16 protein-coding genes are annotated in these 24,169 nt (G+C 60.3%); 6 read left to right on the top strand and 10 right to left on the bottom strand.

What is annotated here, in order from left to right; genetic code table 11:
- Positions 1 to 29 precede the first annotated feature (29 nt).
- Positions 30 to 857 carry a bifunctional transcriptional activator/DNA repair enzyme AdaA gene (locus tag ACVDHI_RS06060; protein WP_219596901.1) on the top strand — a complete coding sequence of 276 codons (828 nt, stop codon included), beginning with the start codon at positions 30 to 32 and terminating at the stop codon, positions 855 to 857.
- Between the two features lie 32 nt (positions 858 to 889).
- On the opposite strand, the gene ACVDHI_RS06055 is transcribed toward ACVDHI_RS06060, so the two are convergent.
- The 5 genes from ACVDHI_RS06055 to ACVDHI_RS06035 form a co-directional block, all read right to left on the bottom strand.
- Positions 890 to 4,447 carry a YobI family P-loop NTPase gene (locus ACVDHI_RS06055; RefSeq protein ID WP_319896666.1) on the bottom strand — a complete coding sequence of 1,186 codons (3,558 nt, stop codon included), beginning with the start codon at positions 4,445 to 4,447 and terminating at the stop codon, positions 890 to 892.
- Positions 4,448 to 5,271: 824 nt separating this feature from the next.
- Entirely contained in the window at positions 5,272 to 6,861 is a 1,590-nt protein-coding gene (guaA, locus tag ACVDHI_RS06050) for a glutamine-hydrolyzing GMP synthase (RefSeq protein WP_447211843.1), read from the bottom strand.
- An 84-nt stretch (positions 6,862 to 6,945) separates the two neighbouring features.
- Positions 6,946 to 8,409, bottom strand: coding sequence for an IMP dehydrogenase (guaB, locus tag ACVDHI_RS06045; RefSeq protein ID WP_010674549.1), 1,464 nt, complete (start codon positions 8,407 to 8,409; stop codon positions 6,946 to 6,948).
- A gap of 264 nt (positions 8,410 to 8,673) precedes the next feature.
- A complete protein-coding gene (locus ACVDHI_RS06040) occupies positions 8,674 to 9,309 on the bottom strand; it encodes a YitT family protein (protein WP_010674548.1) in 636 nt (211 codons plus the stop codon).
- Between the two features lie 818 nt (positions 9,310 to 10,127).
- A complete protein-coding gene (locus ACVDHI_RS06035; protein WP_447211842.1) occupies positions 10,128 to 13,334 on the bottom strand; it encodes an alpha-amylase family glycosyl hydrolase in 3,207 nt (1,068 codons plus the stop codon).
- Between the two features lie 466 nt (positions 13,335 to 13,800).
- On the opposite strand from ACVDHI_RS06035, the gene ACVDHI_RS06030 reads away from it, so the two are divergent.
- The 5 genes from ACVDHI_RS06030 to xseA all read left to right on the top strand — a co-directional run bounded on the left by ACVDHI_RS06030 (position 13,801) and on the right by xseA (position 18,284).
- Positions 13,801 to 14,586 carry an energy transducer TonB gene (locus tag ACVDHI_RS06030; RefSeq protein WP_102983892.1) on the top strand — a complete coding sequence of 262 codons (786 nt, stop codon included), beginning with the start codon at positions 13,801 to 13,803 and terminating at the stop codon, positions 14,584 to 14,586.
- A gap of 2 nt (positions 14,587 to 14,588) precedes the next feature.
- Positions 14,589 to 15,344: a MotA/TolQ/ExbB proton channel family protein gene (locus tag ACVDHI_RS06025; protein WP_447211841.1), complete on the top strand. Its 756-nt coding sequence runs from the start codon at positions 14,589 to 14,591 to the stop codon at positions 15,342 to 15,344.
- Entirely contained in the window at positions 15,344 to 15,766 is a 423-nt protein-coding gene (locus tag ACVDHI_RS06020) for an ExbD/TolR family protein (protein ID WP_324044821.1), read from the top strand. The genes ACVDHI_RS06025 and ACVDHI_RS06020 overlap by 1 nt, the downstream gene beginning before the upstream one ends.
- A gap of 138 nt (positions 15,767 to 15,904) precedes the next feature.
- Positions 15,905 to 16,813, top strand: coding sequence for a DMT family transporter (locus ACVDHI_RS06015; protein WP_323949801.1), 909 nt, complete (start codon positions 15,905 to 15,907; stop codon positions 16,811 to 16,813).
- A gap of 106 nt (positions 16,814 to 16,919) precedes the next feature.
- On the top strand, positions 16,920 to 18,284 hold the full coding sequence (gene xseA / locus ACVDHI_RS06010) for an exodeoxyribonuclease VII large subunit (protein WP_447211874.1): 1,365 nt from the start codon (positions 16,920 to 16,922) through the stop codon (positions 18,282 to 18,284).
- Between the two features lie 74 nt (positions 18,285 to 18,358).
- Here xseA and hutW read toward each other — a convergent pair whose 3' ends face one another.
- The 5 genes from hutW to tyrR form a co-directional block, all read right to left on the bottom strand.
- Positions 18,359 to 19,705 (bottom strand): heme anaerobic degradation radical SAM methyltransferase ChuW/HutW, encoded by a 1,347-nt coding sequence (hutW, locus tag ACVDHI_RS06005; protein ID WP_447211873.1) that lies wholly within the window; start codon positions 19,703 to 19,705, stop codon positions 18,359 to 18,361.
- 276 nt (positions 19,706 to 19,981) lie between these two features.
- Complete coding sequence (locus tag ACVDHI_RS06000) at positions 19,982 to 20,470, bottom strand: OmpA family protein (RefSeq protein ID WP_010674543.1); 489 nt, start codon at positions 20,468 to 20,470, stop codon at positions 19,982 to 19,984.
- 33 nt (positions 20,471 to 20,503) lie between these two features.
- Positions 20,504 to 21,745, bottom strand: a complete 1,242-nt coding sequence (locus tag ACVDHI_RS05995) for a diguanylate cyclase domain-containing protein (RefSeq protein ID WP_042863783.1) — start codon at positions 21,743 to 21,745, stop codon at positions 20,504 to 20,506.
- The gene (locus tag ACVDHI_RS05990) at positions 21,742 to 22,284 is read right to left on the bottom strand and encodes a YfiR family protein (protein WP_323907807.1); all 543 of its coding nucleotides are present in this window, start codon (positions 22,282 to 22,284) and stop codon (positions 21,742 to 21,744) included. Before ACVDHI_RS05990 ends, ACVDHI_RS05995 begins: the two co-directional genes overlap by 4 nt.
- Positions 22,285 to 22,482: 198 nt before the next feature.
- Positions 22,483 to 24,030 (bottom strand): transcriptional regulator TyrR, encoded by a 1,548-nt coding sequence (tyrR, locus tag ACVDHI_RS05985; protein WP_010674540.1) that lies wholly within the window; start codon positions 24,028 to 24,030, stop codon positions 22,483 to 22,485.
- Positions 24,031 to 24,169 lie beyond the last annotated feature (139 nt).

Raw genomic sequence — 24,169 nt, 5'->3', positions numbered from 1 at the left:
CGGCTGCCAACCTATCGTGAGAGCGCCTTATGTCTGATTACGCCCGCATCGCCGATGCCATCCGTTTTATCGCAAGCCAGGTGGCGCGCCAGCCCACCCTGGACGAGATAGCGGCGCACGTTCACTTAAGCCCCTTTCACTTCCAGCGGCTGTTCAGCCGCTGGGCCGGAGTGACACCCAAACGCTATCTGCAGGTGCTGACCCTGGAGCGGGCCAAGGCGCTGTTGCAGGAGTCGCGCCCGCTGCTGGAGGTGGCCGACACCCTGGGCCTGAGCAGCGGCTCGCGGCTCTACGATCACTTCGTGCAGCTTGAAGCGGTGACGCCGGGGGAGTACAAGCTTCGCGGGGCCGGGCTGGTTATCGATCACGGGGTGCACGACACCCCCTTCGGCCAGGCGTTCGTCGCCCTCACCCCGCGGGGGGTGTGCAACTTCTCGTTTCTCGATGACCAGGCCCCAGAGGCGCCCCTGGCCGCCCTCGCCCAGCGTTGGCCAGCGGCAGAGCTGCGAGAAGCGCCCTCACGCACCCAGGGGGTCATCCACACCATGTTCGATAGCAGCAAGAAGGCGGATCGCCCCCTCTCCTTGCACGTGAGCGGTACCAACTTTCAGATCAGCGTCTGGCGGGCGCTGCTCGCGATCCCGCCCGCCAGGGTGGTGAGCTACGCCCAGGTGGCGAGCGCCGTCGGCAACCCCAAGGCCGCCCGCGCCGTGGGGCTGGCGGTGGGTGCCAACCCCGTCGCCTTGATGATCCCCTGCCACAGGGTCATCCAGCAAAACGGCAAACTCGGCGGCTATCACTGGGGCGAGACCCGCAAACAGGCGATACACGCCTGGGAAGCAGCAAGATATGAGTAGATTCCCGATTCCATAATCAGCCTTTTCTCTTATCAGCGCCTATAAAGATTCACTCTTATCTCGTCAGTGAACACACGACTCTCACTCCATGATGAGATAATGTCCCTGTCATTAAGCCATATAACAAAAACCTGATTCTCAGGAGTTTTCTTCAAAACCGGAATATTGTATCCAACTTTTATTTCAGAATATGGCTTTGGTAGGTTTTCTAAGACAAAACGTACTTCGCCATCCGTCATAAGAGAATGATATTTATTAAAGAGTGAGATTTTCGTCGCAATAGGCATGGAGTTAATGACTAAGGATTGAGCAATGCTGCTATTGATATTGGATAGGTTAGCATCAGTACTGTTAATAATTTTACCGATGAGAGCCGACCGTTCAGGGTGGTTCACAAGTAACTCCAGATCCATCAAACCAATAATCCCAAGCTTGGCTTTATTATCAATTTCAGCGCGAAGAAGACTTTCTCTAAATTCATCATCGAGGTCGAACTCGTCTGGCTCTTCAAGGTATGTGTTGATGTTTGCGGCTACAAATAAAACCTGTAGATCTTTGTTACCAGCGAGTGCATCAAGACACTCATTACTGAAGACAATTTTACCTTCATCAATCAGAATGCGAAGCTTTGCAGGAGCAAACCCTTCTGGTAGTTTTTTGAACGACTTAGGTAGAGCATGAATATATTCTCTATAGGTGGAGTCAGACAGAGAGCCAGCATTGAAGAGGAAGCTACGCAGTCTCTGTGAATCATCATCACTAGGAATAGGCTTTTTCAGGAGAGCTGTACGGACAGTATCTCGGTCAAGATACCCTGTTAAACTCTCCACCACGAATTCTTTACTTTCTATAAAAGATAGACAGTTCAGCCAAGTTGGTTCGATCAAACCTAACTTGAACAGTGTTGCGTGCAATTTCTCTGGAATATCCGCTAACGTTGGCAACAAGGTCGTCTGTCGTTCAAGAAATTTTAGTAGATCATCCTGATCAAGTCCTTCATGCTGCATAACGGCAAGAATAGCCGAGGCATCCTCCTTGGAATTCCCTTCAAGCACCACAAGGATATCATGTAGGTAGCGTTCGAAATCGCGTTCGATCCGTTTCATCAAAGTTGTGTTATTCGTCGAACGTATAGTAGTGAAATTTCTCTCGCGTAGTTGCTCGAGATCTTTCTCTCCCAATATGGCCTGATAGATATACTCCAGATTGTCGATGGTAAGTTCGAAGCGCTCCTTCTCGAACATGGTATGTACAATCTCGGAATGCTCTTTGATTACAGCCATATCTTTGATCTCAAAGCCGAGACATACCAGACGATCTGGTGAAAGTTCAGGTGAGTTGATCAAAATTTCGGGGAGGTTCTCCGAAACAAATACTGGTAGTTTTTCGAAGCTATTTGCCAGCTCTTCGAGCTGGCTTTCGGGCAGGTTAGAAACTAATTGGGTTACATGGGGTATATTGTTAGGGCTTGCCATAATAGTAGGAACAAGTCCTTTCCAAGCGTTGGCTAGTCCCGAAAGTAGCCCTGCAATATCGCGACCACTTGTATAATAAGAGTCAAAGAAACTCTCGCAATTTTCGAATTCTGAGGATATAAAATTAAAAAACTTTCGCAATTGGACAAAGTATCGGCTCCGGTCACTTAGGAGACTATCGACAAGTTTAATGTTCAAGACATAGTTTTGCCGGAAGTCCTCATCTCGCATAGCTGCGATAACTTCATGTGGATTATCTATAGGAAAATGTGGATCAGGGATAACAAATGCTCGAATCTGGATAAGAAACTTATTGTCATTAGGTGACAAGCGGCCCGAGTGAAAGAGTGAGGTATATTGGTAGTAGGTATCATCAAGATGACCTTCTAAAATCAGGAAGCGGGCAAGCTCCCCGTTTTCTCCGAAATTGTCGAAGAGCCCCTGCACACGATCGGCGTTCAAACGCAACAGTTCATTGAGCTTAGTTGTGCGAAGCGCTGCAATTTTTGATCTTAAGTCGTGAATTCGGCGTAATATTTTATTCTTATTATCAATCGCTTTACTTTCGATCTCCGCTTTGCGTTCTTGGTAGGATTTCTGAGGGTCCACCTCGCTTTGCAATTTGGAAATATCGGTTGGCTGGGAGTAATGATTATTGGAGTAGCGGTAATAGATACGCGAAGCTCCTATCAGCTGTTCGAACTCATCGTTGCTGACCAGCTGGAAAAGTTCAATCCACGCTTGCTGGTTATGACTCACGCTGATGGCATTCGTTGGAAGCTTCTCTATTAGGGCCATAGCATAGATTTGCCGTAATTCTCTCAAGTTCGAGGGTGTCTGTCGCTCAGCAATGTCAAGCTGCTTTTCGATTTCCGTAATTTCTGCCCTATAGGTAGATTCACCAGACTCAATCAGTTTATCCTGCTGGTTTAATATTCCAGCAAGAGTACCCGCGCCGCGGTGTAGTTGCTCAAAGTCCCTTGGATAGACGTTTTTATAGATCAATATCGCGAGGAGCTTGTTGGCATCAAGCAGATTATCCCCATCAGTTTCCAAATTCGCCACATAAATAGCGTATTCATTAAATATATTCTGAATCAACCTGAGGTCATTCAGATATCGTGACACTTCTCTCAAAAACTGTCTATCAAGGCGCCCATCGAGATCAAGTCGCTTTCCTTGCGCCAATACCATATCAATCGAATTCGATGTGTTGATGATCGGTATAACAGGTATAATGAATTCGAAGAATTTTGTTCTATCTGTATTGATAAACATGTCGTCGCGTAGGGCGTAGAGGAATCTGATGGTGCGTTTCACACCTGCATTCTCGTTCACTAGGCTATTAATCTCACGCAGCGTTACAAAAATCTCTGCGTTATCAAATCGGTCTAGATCTTCAATAATCACAAGATCGTAATTCGTTGATTGGAAAAAATAGACAATTTCATCTAGGTGCCTATTTAATATAGAGGTTTGGTCATCGCACGCTGGTTTTATCTCAATATCTTTTAACGAGATGCTTTTTAGTGACAGTCCGAAGCTAGCAACATAAAAATGATGTAACGCTCCCCAGAAAAATACTACTGCAAGAGTAAATATGGCAATATTTATGCCATTGCTGATTTCGAATGGAGTAAAGTAAGTGCCACTGACAATATACTCTCGCTGATGAAAAACGTACCAAAGTGAGAAAATACCAAGCATTATGAAGAGAGATTTAAATATAGCCAATGCACTTGGAGACTGAATTCTTTTAAATCGTGATAGTGGAAGTCTGTTTGCATCGGCCCCATACAGCATCTGTTGCAGAATACTTCTCTCAATCTCTTGGCGGCTCACCTTCCCTCCCTCCGAATCGGTCTCTGGAACGAACGAAGCCAAAGAAATATGAAGCGCAGACCGCCGATATTTCAGTAAGAAAGATTGGATAATACTGCTTTTTCCTGAGCCATAAGGACCAGTTAGAGCAATGTTGGAGACCTTCCTATTGTTTGTAGCAAACAGAATCGCTTCGGAATACACGCCAGTCTTGTCTGCCTCATCAGTGGGTGCAAGGTCCACGAACTTAGATGGAGTGTTGGCGGAGCTGTCTTTACTTTCCAGCCAAGACACTAGGCTATCAAGGCGATTAGCCAGCCTGCGTGTTAGAGAAGTGATTGTCTTTATCATATGATACGGAATTAACGCCCCCTTAAAAATCGAAAACACACAGACGAAATTTTTTCAAGTCATTTTGATCATTCAACAGCCTATACATAGTGATGCTTTGGTGTTGGAGTTCTGTGATGGCGCCTTGAAGTTCATTCATTTCAACTGAACTACACACGGTTTACAAGCTTATTGCGGCAGACAAAATAATGATATGTCCATCTTTCCATTAATCGAGCTAATCCTTGTCTATACAGATCTAGTTATCACCTGTCACTTCTCGGTAGGATGTTGAACAGCCAATTCGAGTACGGTGGTGCAGCGAAGCGTGGGCATCCTATGTCCTGTGGCTCCTTCGACCCGTTGATAAAACAAGATCATCCACACAGAAGACTGTTTGCTGGAAGAAAGCCCTCTTGATAGCGTCTTGGGCCAGCAAGAAGTCACTCGCCCACCAACTGCGTGACAGCAAGCGCTCCTGGACTTGAAGCACCTTCCACAAGCCCCTGGTCGGACATCAACAAATTTGTGATGAAATACACCTAGGGTCCCACTAGCAACGCCATAGCAAGGCACCAATGCAACGCGTTCTTGCAAGTCCGAGACACTCCGCCGATCGACTCGGGCACTCACCACGACAGCATTGGCAACAGGGCCCTCACCCCCTTCGCCAGAAGCAAAATTTTCTCGCAAACGATTGGAAAAAGAAAAGGCGCCTCAAGGGCGCCTTTTTGACAGTTTTGCGTTACCGCTGGGAGAGAGGCGTTAGCCGCTTATTCCCACGCCTTTTATTCCCACTCAATGGTTGCGGGCGGCTTGCCGGAGACGTCGTACACCACGCGGGAGATGCCATTGATCTCGTTGATGATGCGGTTCGACACGTGGCCGAGGAAGTCGTACGGCAGGTGGGCCCAGTGGGCGGTCATGAAGTCGATGGTCTCGACGGCACGCAGCGCAATGACCCAGTCGTACTTGCGGCCATCGCCCATGACGCCGACGGAGCGCACCGGCAGGAAGACGGCGAACGCCTGGCTGACCTGGTTGTAGAGGTCGGCCTTGCGCAGCTCTTCGATGAAGATGGCGTCAGCCTTGCGCAGCAGGTCGCAGTACTCTTTCTTCACTTCGCCAAGCACGCGCACGCCCAGACCCGGACCCGGGAAGGGGTGACGGTAGAGCATGTCGTAGGGCAGGCCGAGTTCGAGGCCGACACGGCGCACTTCGTCCTTGAACAGCTCGCGCAGCGGCTCGACCAGACCCATCTTCATCTCTTCCGGCAGGCCGCCGACGTTGTGGTGGGACTTGATGACGTGGGCCTTGCCGGTCTTGCTGGCAGCGGATTCGATGACGTCCGGGTAGATGGTGCCCTGGGCCAGCCACTTGGCGTTCTTGAGCTTCTTGGACTCGTCGTCGAACACGTCCACGAAGACGCGGCCGATGGTCTTGCGCTTGGCTTCCGGCTCGTCAATGCCCGCGAGGGCGGAGAGGAAGCGCTCTTCGGCGTCGACCTTGATGATGTTCAGGCCGAAGTGATCGCCGAACATGTCCATCACCTGCTGGCCTTCGTTCAGGCGCAGCAGACCGTTGTCAACGAAGACGCAGGTCAGGCGATCGCCGATGGCGCGGTGCACCAGCATGGCGACCACGGAGGAGTCCACGCCGCCGGAGAGGCCCAGGATCACCTCGTCGTCACCCACCTGCTCGCGGATGCGGGCAACGGCGTCATCGATGATGGTGGCCGGGGTCCAGAGGCACTCGCAGCCGCAGATGTCCTTGACGAAGTGTTCCAGCATGCGGGCACCCTGACGGGTGTGGGTCACTTCCGGGTGGAACTGCACGCCGTAGAAGCGCTTGGCTTCGTTGGCCATGGCGGCATGGGGGCAGGTCGCGGTCTGGGCGATGGTGGTGAAACCGGCGGGGATCTCGGTGACCTTGTCGCCGTGGCTCATCCAGACATCCAGCAGGGCATTGCCGTTGTCGGCAATGGCGTCTTCGATGTTGCGCAAGAGAGCGCTGGTCTTGCCGGACTGGCCCAGCACTTCGACCTGGGCATAGCCGAATTCACGCAGGTTGGAGGACTGCACCTTGCCGCCGAGCTGCTCGGACATGGTCTGCATGCCGTAGCAGATACCGAACACCGGCACACCGGCGTTGAACACGTACTCGGGGGCGCGCGGGCTGCCCGCCTCGGTCACTGATTCCGGGCCGCCGGAGAGGATGATGCCGCTCGGGTTGAACTCGCGGATCTGCTCTTCGGTTACGTCCCAGGCCCACAGCTCGCAGTAGACGCCGATTTCACGGACGCGACGGGCGATGAGCTGGGTGTACTGGGAACCGAAATCCAGGATAAGGATACGGTGGGCGTGAATGTCTTTAGTCATTTTATTCCTGCATCAGGCTGATGTTGTCACAAAAAGCACGGGATAAAAAAAGGGTGGAAAAACGGGGCGCAGAGCCCCGTTTCATCAGCCCATCCGGTAGTTGGGGGCTTCTTTGGTAATGGTCACGTCGTGAACGTGGGACTCTTTCATCCCGGCGCCCGAGATGCGCACGAATTCGGCCTTGGTGCGCATGTCGTCGATGGTCGCGCTGCCGGTCAGACCCATGGAGGAGCGCAGGCCGCCCATCTGCTGGTGGATGATCTCTTTGAGGCGGCCCTTGTACGGCACGCGCCCTTCGATCCCTTCCGGCACCAGCTTGTCGGCGGCGTTGTCGGTCTGGAAGTAACGGTCGCTGGAGCCCTTGGACATGGCACCCAGAGAGCCCATACCGCGGTAGGACTTGAAGGAGCGGCCCTGGTAGAGCTCGATCTCGCCCGGCGCCTCTTCGGTACCGGCAAACATGGAGCCCACCATGACGCAGCTTGCGCCTGCGGCGATGGCCTTGGCCACGTCGCCGGAGAAGCGGATGCCGCCATCGGCAATCACCGGCACGCCGGTGCCTTCCAGAGCGTCAACGGCGTCGGAGATGGCGGTGATCTGGGGCACGCCCACGCCGGTCACGATACGGGTAGTACAGATGGAGCCCGGGCCGATACCGACCTTGACGGCGTTGACACCCGCTTCCACCAGCGCCTTGGCGCCCGCGGCAGTGGCGACGTTGCCGCCGATGATTTGCAGGTCAGGATAGGCTTCACGGGTCGCCTTGATGCGATCCAGCACGCCCTGGGAGTGGCCGTGGGAGGAGTCAATCAGCAGCACGTCCACACCGGCTTCCACCAGGGCGGCGACGCGCTCTTCGTTGCCGGCACCGGCACCGACGGCGGCACCGACCCGCAGACGGCCACGCTCGTCTTTACAGGCGTTGGGCTTGCGCTCGGCTTTCTGGAAGTCCTTCACGGTGATCATGCCCTTGAGCTTGAAGTCGCCGTTGACCACCAGCACCTTCTCGATGCGGTGTTTTTGCATCAGGGCCACCACCTCTTCACGAGGGGCCCCTTCACGCACGGTCACCAGACGATCTTTCTGGGTCATGATCTGTTCGACGGTCTGGGAGAGATCGATGACGAAGCGCACGTCACGGCCGGTGATGATGCCCACCAGCTGGTTGCCGTCAGTCACCACGGGGTAACCGGCGAAACCGTTCTTGTGGCTCAGCTCCTTGATCTGGGCGATGGTCATGTCAGGACGCACGGTAACGGGGTCGCTGACCACGCCGCTCTCGTACTTCTTGACCTTGCGCACTTCGGCAGCCTGCTGCTCGATGGACATGTTCTTGTGAATGAAGCCGATGCCGCCTTCCTGGGCCAGTGCGATAGCCAGACGGGCTTCGGTCACTGTGTCCATGGCAGCGGAGATCATCGGGATATTCAGCGTGATCGCAGACGTGAGCTTGGTACGCAGGTCGGCGGTATTGGGGAGAACAGTGGAGTGGGCTGGAACCAACAGTACATCGTCGAAGGTCAGCGCTTCTTTGGCAATCCTGAGCATGGCAATATCTCACCGTTGAGGAGTGGGGGTGTAAAATATTGCCGACAAATTTTACTCATGCATTGGGCAGTGGTAAAGAAGTTTTTTGAATTTTTTATGGCGTAGCCCGATTTAACGCCACCAACAGGGCAAAAAACCAATAAATTCAGCCGTAACCATGCCGTTTTTCCCGACAAGATGATCTTTTTTGCCGTTGAGCCCCTTTCTGCCGCCAGTCTCCCGGAACGGCCTTTTTTCCCTCGCGGCCGTCAGCCAGACCGGCGGTCAGTTCCCCTGATAGCGGCCCGGCTTGTGCCAGTTCATCAGCATGGCGTTCATGGCCAGCGCACTCAGGGTTGACCAGAGTAGCAGGGGAAGCGGCAGGGTGAGCAGAGAGAGCGCAAACACCAGCACATCCAGCACCATCTGGCTCTTTCCCGCATTGATGCCGGTGCGCCGTTGTAGCCAGAGCGTCACCACGCCGGTGCCCCCCACGGAGGCATTGTGGCGCGCCAGAGACAAGACCCCCATGCCGAGGAAGGTTCCCCCCACAAGGGCGGCAAACAGGGGATGGACATAGCTCACCGTCAGCAGCAGCGGCACCGCCTGGGTGGCCGCCGAGAGGGCGACGTTGACGATCAGCGTCTTGAGGGTGAAGGCGCGCCCCATGGTGACGTAGCAGAACACCATGAAGGGCAGGTTCACCAGAAAGAAGAGCACGCCGATGGGCAGGGTGCTGACATGGGCGATCAGCAGGGCGATGCCCGCGATGCCACCGGTGATCATGCCGGAACACTTGAGCAGATTGAGCCCCACGGCGATAAACATGACCCCGAGCACCATGCCGTAGACATCGTCCTTGAGGGTATGGGCCAGCCCCCTGCCCGCAGCCGCTGGCTGCATGGTCATTTCACCTTCCATATGACTCCTTAGATCCGATTTGATGGTGGCATCCGTTGCCCGACAACCAGGCCGCGTTGGGGCTGATGGCGGCGGCCCGTTCACCTTGCCGTCCCCACCCCCAATCTTGCGCTCCCCCGCCCCCTGATGTCGCCATCGTGGGGATGACAAGGCACAGCAAAAAGAGCGCCAATCAAAACAAGAGTCCGCGATACCATAAATAATCGGATTTAAATTCCGATAAATGCGCAATATGCAGGTCGAATGCACCACTTCCGTGATCGGCCATCACAGTGGCGCAGCATGTTTACCCGAGTCACCGAGAAAGGCCTCGTGGTATCCCCTTCACAGCCCGGTTTTTCGGCAGATCATGTCGATAGGATGCCGCTTTTCAGCATGGATGATGCCTGTCATAGGGTAAGCCCGAGGGCTATACGGCGTGTTTCTTCGGGGCGGGCTCCAGGGGCGGATGTGGATGGAGCGCACCAATAAAGTGCAGTTGCACCAATATTGAGCGGCTGAGTGGTACGGTTTGCCTTGCACCGCGGTGCAAAGGCGACATGGGCACCGCTTTGCTCACTGCCATGAGCACTGCAATATGCAGAGCATGGAGTGACTCGGGCGGCGGATGCACCACTCCCCTTCCCTCTAGCCCCCTGCCCATGAGCGTGCTGGTCGCGAGTCCACAGGTCTGCCCATCCACCAGCCCCCGCAGCCAGAGTCCCATCAGGATGGGGCATCCATTCAGGCATAGGCAGAAGGCAGAAGGCAGAAGGCAGAAGGCAGAATAAAAAAGTCGGCCCGAAGGCCGACTCGCTGTCCCCTGTGACAGGGCTTCCTTACTTGAGGTATTTGCCGTCCGCGCCCACCTTGCCCGGGCCGTTCAATACCCAGACCCGCGCCGAATAGGCGGGCACCGCAAAGCTCAGGCTGCCGTTGCTGACGCTCTGGCTCGCACCGGTTACCGCGTCCGTGTAGGTGCCGTTCTTCAGGCCGCTCAGGTTTATCTGCTGGGCCGAGTTGGCCGCAAGGCCCACGGCAGCGTAGCTCCCTTGGGCGCTCAGATCACGCACGAAGCTGATGCCGCTCCCCCACTCGTTCACCTGGCTCATGGGCGCCTTTTGCAGGGCGGGCACCGCCTTGCGGATCTGGTTCAGGCGCTTGATGTGCTGATAGAGCGGGTGGCTCGGGGTGGCGGGGTTGTCCAGCACCTCCCCGTAGTAGGCACGACCGGTCTGATCCACCGTCATGGTGGCCCCGTCGATGTCCTGGGGCTTGCCCGCCTGGAACATCACCTCCTCCCCGTAGTAGAGGGTCGGGATCCCCCGCGCCGTCCAGAGCAGGTTGTAGGTCATGGCCGCATTGCCCTCTTCCCCGCCGTAGCGGTACTTGAAGTCATTGTCCGGCCCCACGTCGTGGTTCTGGAAGAAGGTGATGAGCTTGGTGGCATCCCCATAGACCCAGTCCATGGCGAAGATCCCCCCTACCCCGCCAAAGTTCCCCCGGGTGACGTTGTCACGGAAGGTGGAGAACAGCGAGAAGTCCAGCACCGAGAGGCCGGAATCGTCCCCTGCACGGGGATCGGCCGGGTTCGGCGTGGTGCGGGTATACCACCAGGGGCGGATCACCGCCGAGGCATTGTCGTTGGCGAGCTCAGAGCCCCAGCCGGTGCCCTTGACCAGGTTTTCGCCAAAGACGAACAGCCCCGGCTTGTGGGCCTGCCAGTTGTGGACATAGGTCAGCAGTTCGTCCCGCTCGATGTGCTTCAAGGTATCGATACGAATCGCATCCACCCCCATGTCGAGGTACTGACGAATGGCGCCGTTGAGGTAGTCCTTGACGTTCTGGTTGCCGGTGGCCAAGTCGATGCAGTCCCCCGCCATGTGCTTGCGCTGCAGGGCGAGCGGGCTCTCCCAGTCACCGCCGGACATGAAACCGTCCAGGTGATACCAGGCGGGATCCAGGGTCTGGGCATCGATGCCGAAGAAGCGGTTGGGGTTGTAGCCTGCGCTCGGCACGGTGGCGCCGGTCTTGGGGTCTACCAGGGGCTGGGTGCCCGCCGGATCGGACTGGCAGCGGGCCTTGTACCAGTCGGGCGCCGCCGGGTTGTCGTCGTCACAGCGGTTGGCGCTGGCGTAGTCCCCGAGATTGCCCTGATAGGGGCCATTGTTGATGAGTCCCTGGCTCGACCCCGCCGGTACGTAGTATTTGACGGGCAGGCGATCGATCCAGGTCTTGCCGCGCAGACCATACTGGCTCGAGTGGTTGAGCACCACATCCTGGATCACCTTGAGCCCCTTGGCGTGGGCCGCCTGGATGAACTCCCGGTAACCCGCCCCCGGCGACTCCAGACGGGGATCGACCCGGTAGAAGTCGTAGGCATGGTAGCCGTGGTAGTCGAGGCCGGAGCGGTTCTCCACCGGCGGCGTCACCCAGATGGCGGTGAAGCCGAGATCCTTGATGTAGTCGAGCTTGGCGATCAACCCCTTGAAGTCGCCACGCCACTGGGGATCCCCCGCCTTGTAGCGATCCCGGTTGTAGTAGTTGTTGCTGGCATCGCCATCATAGAAGCGGGCAGTCAGCAGGAAGTAGATGCTCTCGGCGCGAAAATCGCCGCTCGCCACCCCCTGCTCGCCGATACGGTACTCGAAGCGCTGCTCGCGCTGATTGCCGCTGGCGTCGATGGCAAGGGTGCGGATCACCAGATCGGTGCCGCTCCCCTTGTCACTCGCCAGCAGGGGCTGGCCTGCATAGCGGGCCGATGCCGTGGTGGGCTGGCTGCCGTCCGTGGTGAAATGCACGGCGGGGGCGCTGTCCTGATCGTCGCTCACTCCCAGGGTGATGGACTGGCTGTCCACATAACTCCCCGGGGACGGGGTGGCCGTCACCGTGGGGGCCTGCAGATCGGCCCCGGCCAGCGTCTCCACCTCGATGGCCTTGCGCAGGCTGTCAAAGCAGATGCGATAACTGGTGTTGGCGCTGACCAGGTAATCCTGGGCCGGATACGCCTCGGTCCAGTCCCCCTTGTGGTCAATCTTGAAGCGGGGGTTGTTGCTGCCAAAGGCCTGCTCGGTGCAGAAGGTGGTGCCATCCTCGCTGGTCATGGGGGTGAGCCCCCAGTTGTTGGCCGTGCCCCGGAAGTACCAGCTGTCGCTGCTCTGTCCTGCCCCGACCACCACGCTCACGCTGCTGCTGCCCTTGGCGCCCTGATCGTCGGTGACCGTGAGGCCATAGGTGAAGGTGCCGGTCTGGGTGGTGTTGACGACGATGCTCTCCGTGGTCTCGCCGCTGCTCCACAGATAGCTCGCGATCTGGCCGTCAGGATCCGTGGAGTCGCTGCCGCTCAAGGTGAGCGACGCCCCCTGGGTCACGTTCACCGTCCCCCCCGGGGTGATGACCGCGAGCGGCGGCTGGTTGTCATCCCCAAGGGGGGTGATGCTGTAGGCCAGGGTCTGATCGTTGACCTGGATGCGCACCGTGCCCACGGCGCTCCAGAAGATGTCGCCGCCACTTTTCTCCAGCACGCCGTCGCCGTTGCTGTCGCCAAAGTTGACGGCCCAGTCCCCAGCCTGATCAAACTTGAGGCGCTGGCTCGCCTTGCCATCCATGTAGGCTTCCACCTGCCACAGGTGATCCCCTACCAGGGTCATGGGGAGGCTGGCCCAGCCGTTGAAGGTGCCGCGCACGTTGAGCTGCGGCAAGGTGCTGGCAAACCCCGAGGCCTCGCAACTGGCCACTGCCGTCGCGCTCACCGCCTGGGTGCTGGCGTTGATGCGGATCTGGTACGCCGTGTTGGCATTGACCCCGTAGTCGGCCGCCGGGTAGCTCTGCTGCCAGTTGCCGTACCTGTCTATCTTGAAGCGCGGGCCGCCGCTGGCATCCCCGCTCACGAAGCGCTGGCAGGTATCAAAATTGACGCCGTCCGTCGACGTCATGGCGGTCGCCGCCCATCCATTCGCGGTGCCCCGGAAGAACCACTCCGCCGCCGTGCTCGGCGCCGTGATCAGGGTTCCCAACAATCCGGCCGCGAGTATCCATCTAGCCATTGATAGTCCTTTATTTTCATTGTTTGTGTGTGATGCCGGTGTGTCCCGGCATTCCCCCATCCGCAACGTCCCGCCTTCAGATGAGCCCGACCAGTCTAGAGTCCCCCATGACCATTTCATGGCCAATGCGCGCAAAATGTGACCACTGTCGACCTCGTCATGGGCTGTATGTGATTGATAGCGCTTTCATTTCTGCTTGAGCGAGGGAGAGAGCGGCGCGACCCGCTCTGGCGCCCCCCTGACATGGACAGTCCCTGGGCGTGTCTGCCCCGAAGGCGCTCCCTTTCTCGCCTCCAATCATGGCTCGGGGCGGCCCTGGCGCTGACGCACCTGATTAAAACGCGATTGATAATGTTTCTTGTTTGCAGGCTATCCGATGGCGCATGCTGGGCGCCGAGGCCCGGTTCCGGGGCCAATCCCATCGACATTCGAGTACGAATATGACGACCAGCGAGAAGGCAGGCTGATGGACGCCTGCGCAATGAGGCCGACCTTTGGCCGCGACAAGCCGGCATTTGGCCCGGTTCACCTTGCCTGCCTGGCCGTCGCCCTTGCCCTGCATCTCGCCCTCCTCTGGCTGATGCAAGGCAGCCGCCCCGCCCCCGTCACGCCCCCCGAGCCCATCACCTTGTCTGCCCGCTGGGCCGGCGAGTCGGACAAAGATGACGCACCGGCCAAGCCGGCGGCGCCAGCGGCCACTCCGGCTCCCCCTCGGGAGGTGAAGAAACCGGCACCTGTGCCGCCGAAAGTGGTCAAGCCGGTCGTCAAGAAACCGGCTCCCAAACCGGCGCCCACTCCGCCAAAGCCCAAGCCAGTACCGATGACCAAACCAGCGCCAGTGGCCAGGGCCGAGCCGGTGGTCGCGCCCTCTGCGCCTGCTACCCCGCAGGCGGCGGTCAATACCCAGAGCGCGAGTGGCGCCAGTGCGCCGCCGACCAAGTCCCGCCAGACGGGGGCCGGGGCCGGCAGCAGTGCGCCCATCGCACGGGATGCCAGGCTGAACAACCCCGAGCCTCCCTACCCTCCGGAGTCACGCCGACGGGGAGAAGAGGGGCGCGTGGTATTGAAGGTCCGAGTCAGCAAGGAGGGCACCGCCGAGTCGGTCGACGTGGAGCAGAGCAGTGGTCATCGACGCCTGGACATGGTCGCCCGCAAGACCGTCAGCCGTTGGCGCTTCATTCCAGCCAAACAGAACAATACCGCCGTCCCAGCCTGGACAGGGGTTACCATTATTTTCAAGCTAGGAAACTAACCATGAATCCGGAAATCGAAACAAGCGGGATGGGCATAACGCATCTGCTCAGCCAAAACACCGGGGTGGGCCTGATCCCGCTGATCCTGCTGGTACTGATGTCGCTCGGCACCTGCTACTACGGGTTGCTCAAGCTCTGGCTTGGCCATCGCGAGCAGCGCCTGAACGCCCGTTTCCTGGGGGCCTTCTGGCACCATGAGAGCGTGCAGGCGATGGCGAACCAGCTCGCCCAGACGCCCCCTGAAGAAGCCTGCGGCAGGATAACGAGTGCGGCACTGACGGCGGTTGCCCAGATTGAGCGATCCCAGGGACGGGCCGCCTCCCTCAAGCTGGGCTCCCCCGATGACTTCTTGCTGCGCGCCCTGCGCCATGCCATCACCATGGAGCGGATCCGCCTCGAGCACGGCCTGGCCTTCCTCGCCTCCGTCGGCTCGGCGGCCCCCTTCATCGGGCTCTTTGGCACCGTCTGGGGCATCTATCACGCCCTGCTGGCCATAGGGGCCGCGGGTCAGAGCAGCCTGGACAAGGTCGCAGGCCCGGTCGGTGAGGCCCTCATCATGACCGGCTTCGGTCTCGCCGTCGCCCTGCCGGCGGTGCTTATCTACAACCTCTTCGTGCGCCGCAACCGCCTCAAACTCGCGGCGCTAGACGAGTTTGCCTACGACCTGTTCGCCCTGCTGGTGACCGGCGTGGAGCAGAGCGCCTCCAGGGTGACGCCACTGGCCGCCGTCGACAGCGCCAAGCAGGGGCAGATGTAATGGCTTTCGGCAAACTTCCCGGGGAATCGGACGAGCAGCCCCTCTCCGAGATCAACATGATCCCGATGATCGACGTCATGCTGGTGTTGCTCATCGTCTTCATGATCACCGCCCCCCTGCTCACCAACGCGGTCAAGCTCGAGTTGCCCGAGGCCAGCAGCCAGGTCAATCAGCCCAAGCAGGAGGATGTGATCCTCTCCATCGACGGTGCCGGCAAGATCTACTGGAACGACAAGCAGGTCGATGAGACGGCGCTGCTCGCCGAGATGGTCAAGGCCAGCGAGGCCAAGCCGGAGATCCCCGAGATCCAGCTGCGCATCGACAAGCGCGTGGAGTACGGCGCCATCGCCAAGGTGATGGCACAGGCCTCCCAGCACGGGTTACACAAGATAGCGTTCGTCAGCCAGCCTGAAAGCGAGTGATGGCCAGGAAGAGAGCAACTCGTGTAACAAGGCATCGCCCAGGTGGTGCCTTGTTTATTGGCCCCCCCTATACCCGGTTGCCAGCGGCGGGACTGCCCTGCATGATGCAAGGCCGCCCCGCCATTTCAAGGAGAGAAGATGAGAACATCGGATTACGTGAGGCTGCTGGTGCTGGCGGCCATCTGGGGCGCCAGCTTCTTGTTCATGCGCATCGCGGCGCCCGCCTTTGGCTCGGTCAACACCACCTTCCTGCGGGTCTTCTTCGCCCTCATCGGCCTCGCCGCCATGTTGCTTCTGCTGCGCACCCCCATGCGGTTCCAGGGCAAACTCAAATCCATCATGGTGCTTGGCATCATCAACTCCGGCGTCCCCTTCCTGATGTATGCCGTGGCGGCCCTCTGGCTGCCCGCGGGGTATTCCGCCATCCTCAACGCCACCACGCCCCTGATGGGCGCCCTCATCGGCTTCTCCTTCTTTCACGAGGCGCTGACCTTGCGCAAGTGGGCCGGGGTCATGCTGGGGCTGGTGGGCATCGGGCTCATCACCACCACCGGGGAGGTCGACCTGAGCGGACAACTGGCCATCGGGGTGCTGGCCTGCCTCATCGCCACCGCCTGCTATGGCTGCGCCGGCTTTCTGACGAGACGCTGGGTCACCGAGCGGGGAGGCCTGGACGCCAAACTGGTGGCCTTTGGCAGCCAGATAGGGGCCGTCCTCTTCCTGCTTCCCTTCTTCGGCTACACCCTGGCGACCGGCCCCGCCGTCGACTGGGCCCAGCCTGGGGTCTGGGCCAGCGTGCTGGCGGTCGGCTTCCTCTGCACCGCCTTCGCCTATCTGCTCTATTTCAGGCTGATCGCCGATATCGGCCCCCTGCGAAGCCTCACTGTCACCTTCCTCATTCCGCCCTTCGGCATCCTCTGGGGCTATCTGGTGCTGGGGGAAACCCTCACCGGCGGCTTCGTGTTCGGCGGGGCCGTAGTCTGCCTCGCGGTCTGGCTGGTCACCAGCCCCGCCAAAGCCGTCAAGTCGGCCAAGGCACAAGCCTAGGCTCCGCGTCATCTGCCGGGCCCATGGCTCGGCAGATGGGCGCAACTGGGGTAAGATGACCCCCATCGTTTCTCCCGCCCCGGCGGACACCACAGCAGGGCCAGCCTTGAATCACCTCGAACCCGCCAGTCAGAGCAGACAACAGCAGATCTTCACCGTCACCCGCCTCAACAGCGCCGTGCGCATGATCCTGGAGCAGGATCTGGGGCTGGTGTGGCTCACAGGGGAGCTCTCGAACCTCGCGATGCCAAGTTCCGGCCACTGGTACTTCTCCCTCAAGGACATGTCGGCCCAGGTGCGCTGCGCCATGTTCAAGGGCAACAACCGCCGGGTGCCGTTCCGTCCCCAGGATGGCATGCAGGTGCTGGTGCAGGCGCGAGTCTCCCTCTATGAACCCCGGGGCGACTACCAGCTCATCATCGAGTCCATGCAGCCCGCCGGGGATGGCATGCTGGCCCTGCGCTTCGAGGAGCTCAAGCGCCGCCTCGGGGCCGAAGGGCTCTTTGACGAAGGGCGCAAGCGCCCCTTGCCCCGGGAACCCCGCGCCGTGGGGCTGGTCACCTCCGCCACCGGCGCCGCCCTGCACGACATGCTGACCGTCTTGCACCGCCGCGCCCCGGACTTGCCCGTTTTCATCTACCCGACCCAGGTGCAGGGGAGCGCCGCCACCGCCCAGATCGTCTCGGCCATCATGCTTGCCAATCGCCGCGCCGAGGTGGATGTGCTCATCGTCGGACGCGGCGGCGGTTCCCTTGAAGATCTCTGGTGCTTCAACGAAGAGGCGGTGGCACGGGCCATCGCAGGCTCCGCCATCCCCGTGGTGAGCGCCGTAGGACACGAGGTGGACGTCACCATCAGCGACTTTGCCGCCGACCTTCGTGCCCCCACCCCCTCTGCCGCCGCCGAGCTGGTGGCGCCGGACAGGAGCACCCGCGCCCAGCGCCTCGTGCACCTGCGCCAGCGGCTCACCCAGGCCATGAGCCGTCACCAGGTCGCCGCCCGCCATGGCTTCGTCCTGCTGCAGAAGCGGCTCGATCATCAGGATCCCAAGCGACGGCTGGAGCAGCAGTCCCAGCGCCTCGACGAGCTCGACCGCCGCTTGCAGCAGCACCTGCGTGATCGCCTGCACCAGGGGGAGCGGCGCCTCGCGGGCCTCGCCATGCGCCTGCAGGCCAGAAGCCCCGAAAAGCTGCTGGCCATCGGCAAACGTCGTCACCAGCTTGCCGAGGAGCGCCTCCATGCCCTCATCGCAAAACGCCAGGATCTCGCCCGCCACCGCCTCGCCATGCTGGGAGCCCGCCTCGACGGCATCAGCCCGCTGGCCACCCTGGGGCGCGGTTACGCCATCGTGCGCACCCCCTCCGGGGAGGTGATCCGCCGCGCATCCCAGGTCAATGCAGGCCAGACCCTGATCACCACCCTCGCAGAGGGTGCGCTGCGGGTGCGGGTGGACGAGGTCCACCAGCCATAACGAACAAGGGGGGCACATCAAGTGCCCCCCTTGTCTATCATCCCCTCTTTGCCCGGCCCTCTCGGCCAGCGCACTCACACCAGTGAATGGCGCACCGCCTGCGCCGGATCGGCAGACGCCGTATCCGACCCCGCCAGCGGGTTGGTCTGTAAGTATTCAAACAACCCGGCCTGCAGATTGACGTTCCAGAAACGCCCCGCCAGGGTGAGGGCGAGACGCTCGGCCGAGAGCCGTGCCAGCCCGTGTCGCTGCCAGGCCTCAAAGAGCGGCATCAGGTGGGAGACCAGCCCCTGTGGCAATTGCGACAACGCCAGCCATCCGGTGTCGAGCCCCCCTCGCAGCAGCCCGTCGAGACGGGCATCGGGATTGGGCCTCATCACCATGCCGGGAGCACGCACGCCCTTCGCCTGCGCCTCATGCCAGGGCGCCAGATCCCGGCCATACATGAGGCCGTGGCCGTGAATGTTGCCCCCCGCCCCTGCGCCGAAGGGCAGGATCTCGGCGCCCCACTTGGCCATCTGGTTGTAGCGGCTCTGCTCGGCATCGGTGCGCCGCCAGTGGCTGCAGGAGAGCCGCTCCCAGCCCCCCGCCTCCAGCGTCCGTGCCCCGTCGGCATACATGACTGCCCGCTGCTGGCCATCGGCGGCCCAGCCCAGGGTGCCTTTCTCGTCGGCGCGCGCCAGGTTGGTGCCCGCCATGGAGATGAGCTGGTAGAGATCCACCCCGTGCACCCCGCTCGCCATCACATCCGCGATATCCTGGCGCCACACGGCCTCATCCTGCCCCGGCAGACCGAAGATGAGATCCGCCACGATCACCGCCTCGTTGTGGCGGGTCAGCGCCGCCAGCCGGGACAGCAAGGTCTCCCTGTCATCGAAGCGGGCCGCCTGCTGGCGCACGCGGGTATCAAAACTCTGCACGCCGAACGAGAAGCGGTTGAAGCCACCCGCCAGGGCCGTCTGCCACTTCTCGTCATCAAAGCCGTTGAGCCGCCCTTCCAGGGTCAGCTCCGCATCCACGGTCAGGGGAAAACGGCGGATGGCGCTGGCCAGGCGGGCGAGATCGCCCGCCGCCATGTCGGTCGGCGTACCGCCCCCCACATAGACCGCCGAGAAAGGCCGGCTCTGGACGAGCGGCGTCTCGGCTGCCTGGCGCAGCGACCCGCAGAGTGCCTCCATGTAGCGGCTCATGCGCGCCGGATTGGCGCCGTTTTCGAAGAAGTTGCAAAAACTGCAGCGCTTGCGGCAAAACGGGATATGGATATAGAGCGCTCGGGCCTTGGCCTCGCTCTCCTGCTGCCACCATGCTTGCCAGCCGGCATCGTCCAGCATCAGGGGGGCGGCCCCTCCCCGGCTGGCATGGGCCGACGTCTTGGCGGTGAAGGCGAATTTGAGGGGATCCGGGGTACAAAGCCCCGTCATGGTCGAAGAAAGCTGGAGAGTCGTCACTGGGGTTACCCTGCGTAAATAACGCAAATGATAACGAATATCAGTTGCAGGTATTTGTGCTGGATCAAGTCGGGAAGGATTGAGTCGTCACTCTGTCTCCATCAGGGCAACAGCGCGTCAGACAAGGAAGGCGTGAAACAACAAGGGAAGAGAGCCACTCTCCCACTGGAGAGTGGTGGCACACACAGGATCAGGCGGTTGATTCAAGGCTCCCGACGGGAGCGCCGCGCCGATACCGGCTGACGGGGGTCAGCCATTGCCGATGATGATGGCAACCCGGCGATTTTCCGCTCGTCCGGCAGCGGTCGCGTTGTCGGCGATGGGCGCCTCTTCTCCGCGGCCGCGGATATCCAGGTTCCCCTGGGGCATACCCACCGACACCAGGACATCGGCCACCGACCGTGCCCGCTTGAGGGAGAGTTGCTGGTTGTAGGCCTCATCACCGTTGGAGTCGGTATGACCGTCCACCCGTGCCCGGTTCAGTCCTACCTCAATCAGGGCCTTGCCGAGTTTCTCCACCACCTGGCGGGTCTCGGGGTTGAGGGCCCCCACATTGTTGGCGAACAGCACCTTGTTGGAGATATCCAGGGTCCATCCCTCGTCGGTCAGGTGAAAGCCCTGCTCCTTCAAGGCGGCGATCTGCTCCGCCGTGAGCCCCTGGGGAGGGCTCTGGCACGCCGCCAGCACACTCAGCAACAGTGCCACCAGGCCCGCTTTGATCGGGTTCAACATGCGCATTCTTATCATCCTTTCACTATTTCCGGTTCAACTTCACGTGCTCGTTTTTCGTGTTTCTCTCTCCTCCCTGCGTTGTCGTTTGGCTTGATACATGGCGTCGTCTGCCCATTGCAGCAGGGCATCCGCCGTCCGCCCCTGCTCGGGATAGCGGGCAGAGCCGATGCTGATCCCCACCCCGAGATGGCGACCGTCACTCAATACCACGGGGGTGTTCATGGCCTGCTGCACTCGCCCTATCACCTCGCGCACCTCGTCCTCCCCCTGGATCGGGGTCAGGAGGATGACGAACTCATCTCCCCCCAGCCGGCAGACCAGATCCAGGGGTCTGAGCTGATGCTGCACCCGCCGCGCCACGGCGATCAGCACTTCGTCGCCGATGCCGTGGCCCAGGTTGTCATTGATCTGCTTGAAACGATCGCAATCCAGATAGAGCAGGGCAAAACCTTCATGCCCCTTGTTGCCTGCCAGAATGGCCTGCCCCATGCGAGCCTCGAACAGAGCGCGGTTGGGCAGACCGGTCAGGGGATCATGGGTTGCCTGATGCAGCAGGCTGGCGTTCTCCCGCTTCTGGTGGGCCTGCCAGGCTTCCAGCTCGTCGAGCAGCGAATTGAAATCCTCCCCCAGCTCGTGCAGCTCGGCTATATTGGCCGCCGGCACCCGCTCCTTGAGGGCCCGCTGGCGGCTGACGTTGTAAGCCACCTCGGTCAGGGCCTTGAGGGGGGCCGTGATGGAGCGCTGCATCCGGCGCGCCACATGGAGTGCCCCGAGAATACTGATGAGCAGGCACACCAGGGTAGCCAGCAAGGTCTGCAACAGGAATCGCAGCAGGTACTGGCCGTGACCGACCAGATGCACCCTGGCTATCTCCTTGTGCTCGCGCACCATGGGGAGCGCCACGGGCCCCGGCAGGATCAGGCGGGCCAGGTGCTGCTCCAGGGTGGTCCAGGGGGTAGTGATGTCCCGGCGCCAGCTCGCCAGTACCTGGCCGTCCGGCAGCACTATGCTGGCGCTGGCTATGTCTTCCCGGGAGGTGATGGTCTCCAGGGCATCCAGTGCCGCCTCCTTGTCATGGAAGACCACGGCCGCCTCAGTGGTGTAGCTGATGGCCCGCGCCACCAGCTTGAGGTTGTGATCCGCATAAAGGCGCAGCGCCAGCAGCGCCGTGACGGTCAGAAACAGCCCGGCCATACAGACGGCAGTCAGGGAGATCATCATGTGGGTACGCCCCAGACTCTGTCTCAGGGTAAGCCTGGGAGTGGCGTGATGGACCGTCATCGCACCTCCTCATCGGCTCGCGCCAGCTTGAGCACGGCCGGGTGCACTCGTACGCCGCTGCGGGCCAGCGCATCCAGATTGACCCGAAAACGCACCCTCTCCTCCCCGGCCTGCAGACAGAAGACCGCATCGGCGATGCACTCGCGGCTCTGCTCGCTGATGCTGAGGATGGCGTGACCGCGCAGGCGCTCGAACAGGGAGAGGCGCTGTGCCGGTGCCAACACCCCCAGATAGATGACATCGCAGCGCTGGATCAGCGCCTCATCGTCCATGTCGTAGCGATGGACCTCCACCGGTCGGCCATTGGCCTGCCGTTCGATGGTCAGAAGGGATGACGCATATTCCGTCGGCGCCGTGATGCAGAGCCGAAGTCTGTCGGGCTCGCTGGGCCAGCGGGTGTAACTGAGGATATCGAGCACGGTCTGGCGCACCATGTCGCTGCGCGCCTCGGCGGAGGTTGCCGCCATGGCCTGGTTTGCCAGCATCAGCATGCAGCACAGTGGCGCCAGCCACATCAGTAACCGGAGGTAACAAAACATCTGCATGATGCCCGCGAGAGTGTCCAGGTCGGCGCCGGGGTCACCCGACGCCCATGATGAGAGTGCCTGCATGGCACCGCACCGAGCTTACCAGCCGGGTGGCCAGCCCCCAGAGGCAAGTGGCACGGTTGCGTCACCGGATGTCGCAGCCGTGCCTGCAAGGCGCTCAATGCCCCAGGCAGACACCGTCCATCGACACTACTTCTTGCCAATCCCATATTCGCGCAGCTTGTTGGCGATGGCGGTATGGGAGACACCGAGCCGCTTGGCCAGTTGGCGGGTGGAGGGGAACGCCGGGTAGAGCCGCTCCAGCAGGCGGCTCTCGAAACGCTTCACCGCCTCGTCGAGCCCCCCTTCGAACCACTCGTCGATGAGCGGCATGGCATCGGCCGCCACCGGCAAGTCCACGTGCTCGGGTCCAATCTCGTCCCCTTCCAGCAGGGTCATGGCCCTATAGAGGCAGTTGCGCAGCTGGCGCACGTTGCCGGGCCAGCGGTAGGCGGTGAGGTACTCGGCCATGTTGCGGGTAAAGCGCGGGCGCGGACGCTGCAGTTCGCTGGCAAAGCGCGACACGAACTGCTGGGCCAGGGCCATGATGTCCGCCTTGCGCTCGCGCAGCGGCGGCAGATTGAGGCTAAGCACATTGAGGCGGTAGTAGAGATCTTCACGAAACTTCCCTTCATGGACCAGATCCAGCAACTGCTTCTGGGTGGTGCAGATGAAGCGCACGTTGACCCTCACCTCCTGCTCGTCACCGACCCGGCGAAACACGCCGTCTTGCAGCACCCGCAGGAACTTGGTCTGCAGATGGGGGGACATGTCGCCGATCTCGTCCAGCATCAGGGTGCCGCCGCTGGCCAGCTCCAGCACCCCGCGCTTGCCCTCGGTGTTGTTGCCAAAGGCGCCGGGGGCATAGCCGAACAGCTCGCTCTCAGCCACGTTGTCCGGCATGGCCGCACAGTTGAGCGCCATGAAGGGGTGGCTGGAGCGCAGGCTGGCGCCGTGGCAGGCCCGGGCCAGCAACTCCTTGCCGGTGCCGGTCTCCCCCACTATGAGCAAGGGGGCGTCCTGCATCGCGAGCTTGGCTGCCTGGGCCAGCACCTCCTTCATCTTCTGGCTCTCGGCCTGGAGGTGCTCAAAGCCCCCCACTTCCACCGCGTGCAGGGCACTGAAGTGCATGCCGACCCGGCGGGCGGATTTGAGCACCACCACGGCGCCGGCCAGAGCCTGCTTGCCCTTCTCTTCGGCCACGAACAGCGGCATCAGATCGCCCAGGTACTCTTCGCCACCGAGGCTCAGCTTGCAGGTCTGGGGCTTGATCTCCCCCGACTCCAGCCAGCGGCCAAACGAGAAGCCCTTGACCAGGGAGGCGATCGCCACGCCGCGCACCTCGTCCGGTGGCAACGCCAGGGTGGTGAGGGCGGCCTGGTTGGCCTGGGTCACCCGCCCCTTGCTGTCGAGGGAGAAGACCAGGTCCGGCAGGGCCTTGAGCAGGGCCTCTATCTCGTGGTGTTCCCGCTCGGAGGGCATGTAGGGGATGGTCTTGACGTCATAGACGCCGGGAATGCGGCGAATTTCCGGCATCAGATGCTGAAAGTCACGGAACTCCAGCTCGGGGAAATTGAGATAGATGATGCCTGAGGTATCGATTTCGATGCCGCGCAGATCGATGTTGTGCTCCACCAGTCGGTCGAGCAATTCCCGGGTCAGGCCCAGACGGTCTTCACAGCTGACTTCAAGACGCATTCGGCACACACTTCCTAGCTAACATTCTGAATAACGGGATAATACAGACTCGATCCCGCCAGTGCGAGCGCTCCCCCACAAAAATGCGGGCCTGCCCCGCTTTCACCGGGCAGGCCCTGTCTGCGTTGGCGCCAGACGG

This window comes from Aeromonas sp. 25-248 (genome assembly GCF_053005425.1).
This window is presented reverse-complemented; position numbering and strand designations above follow the sequence as displayed.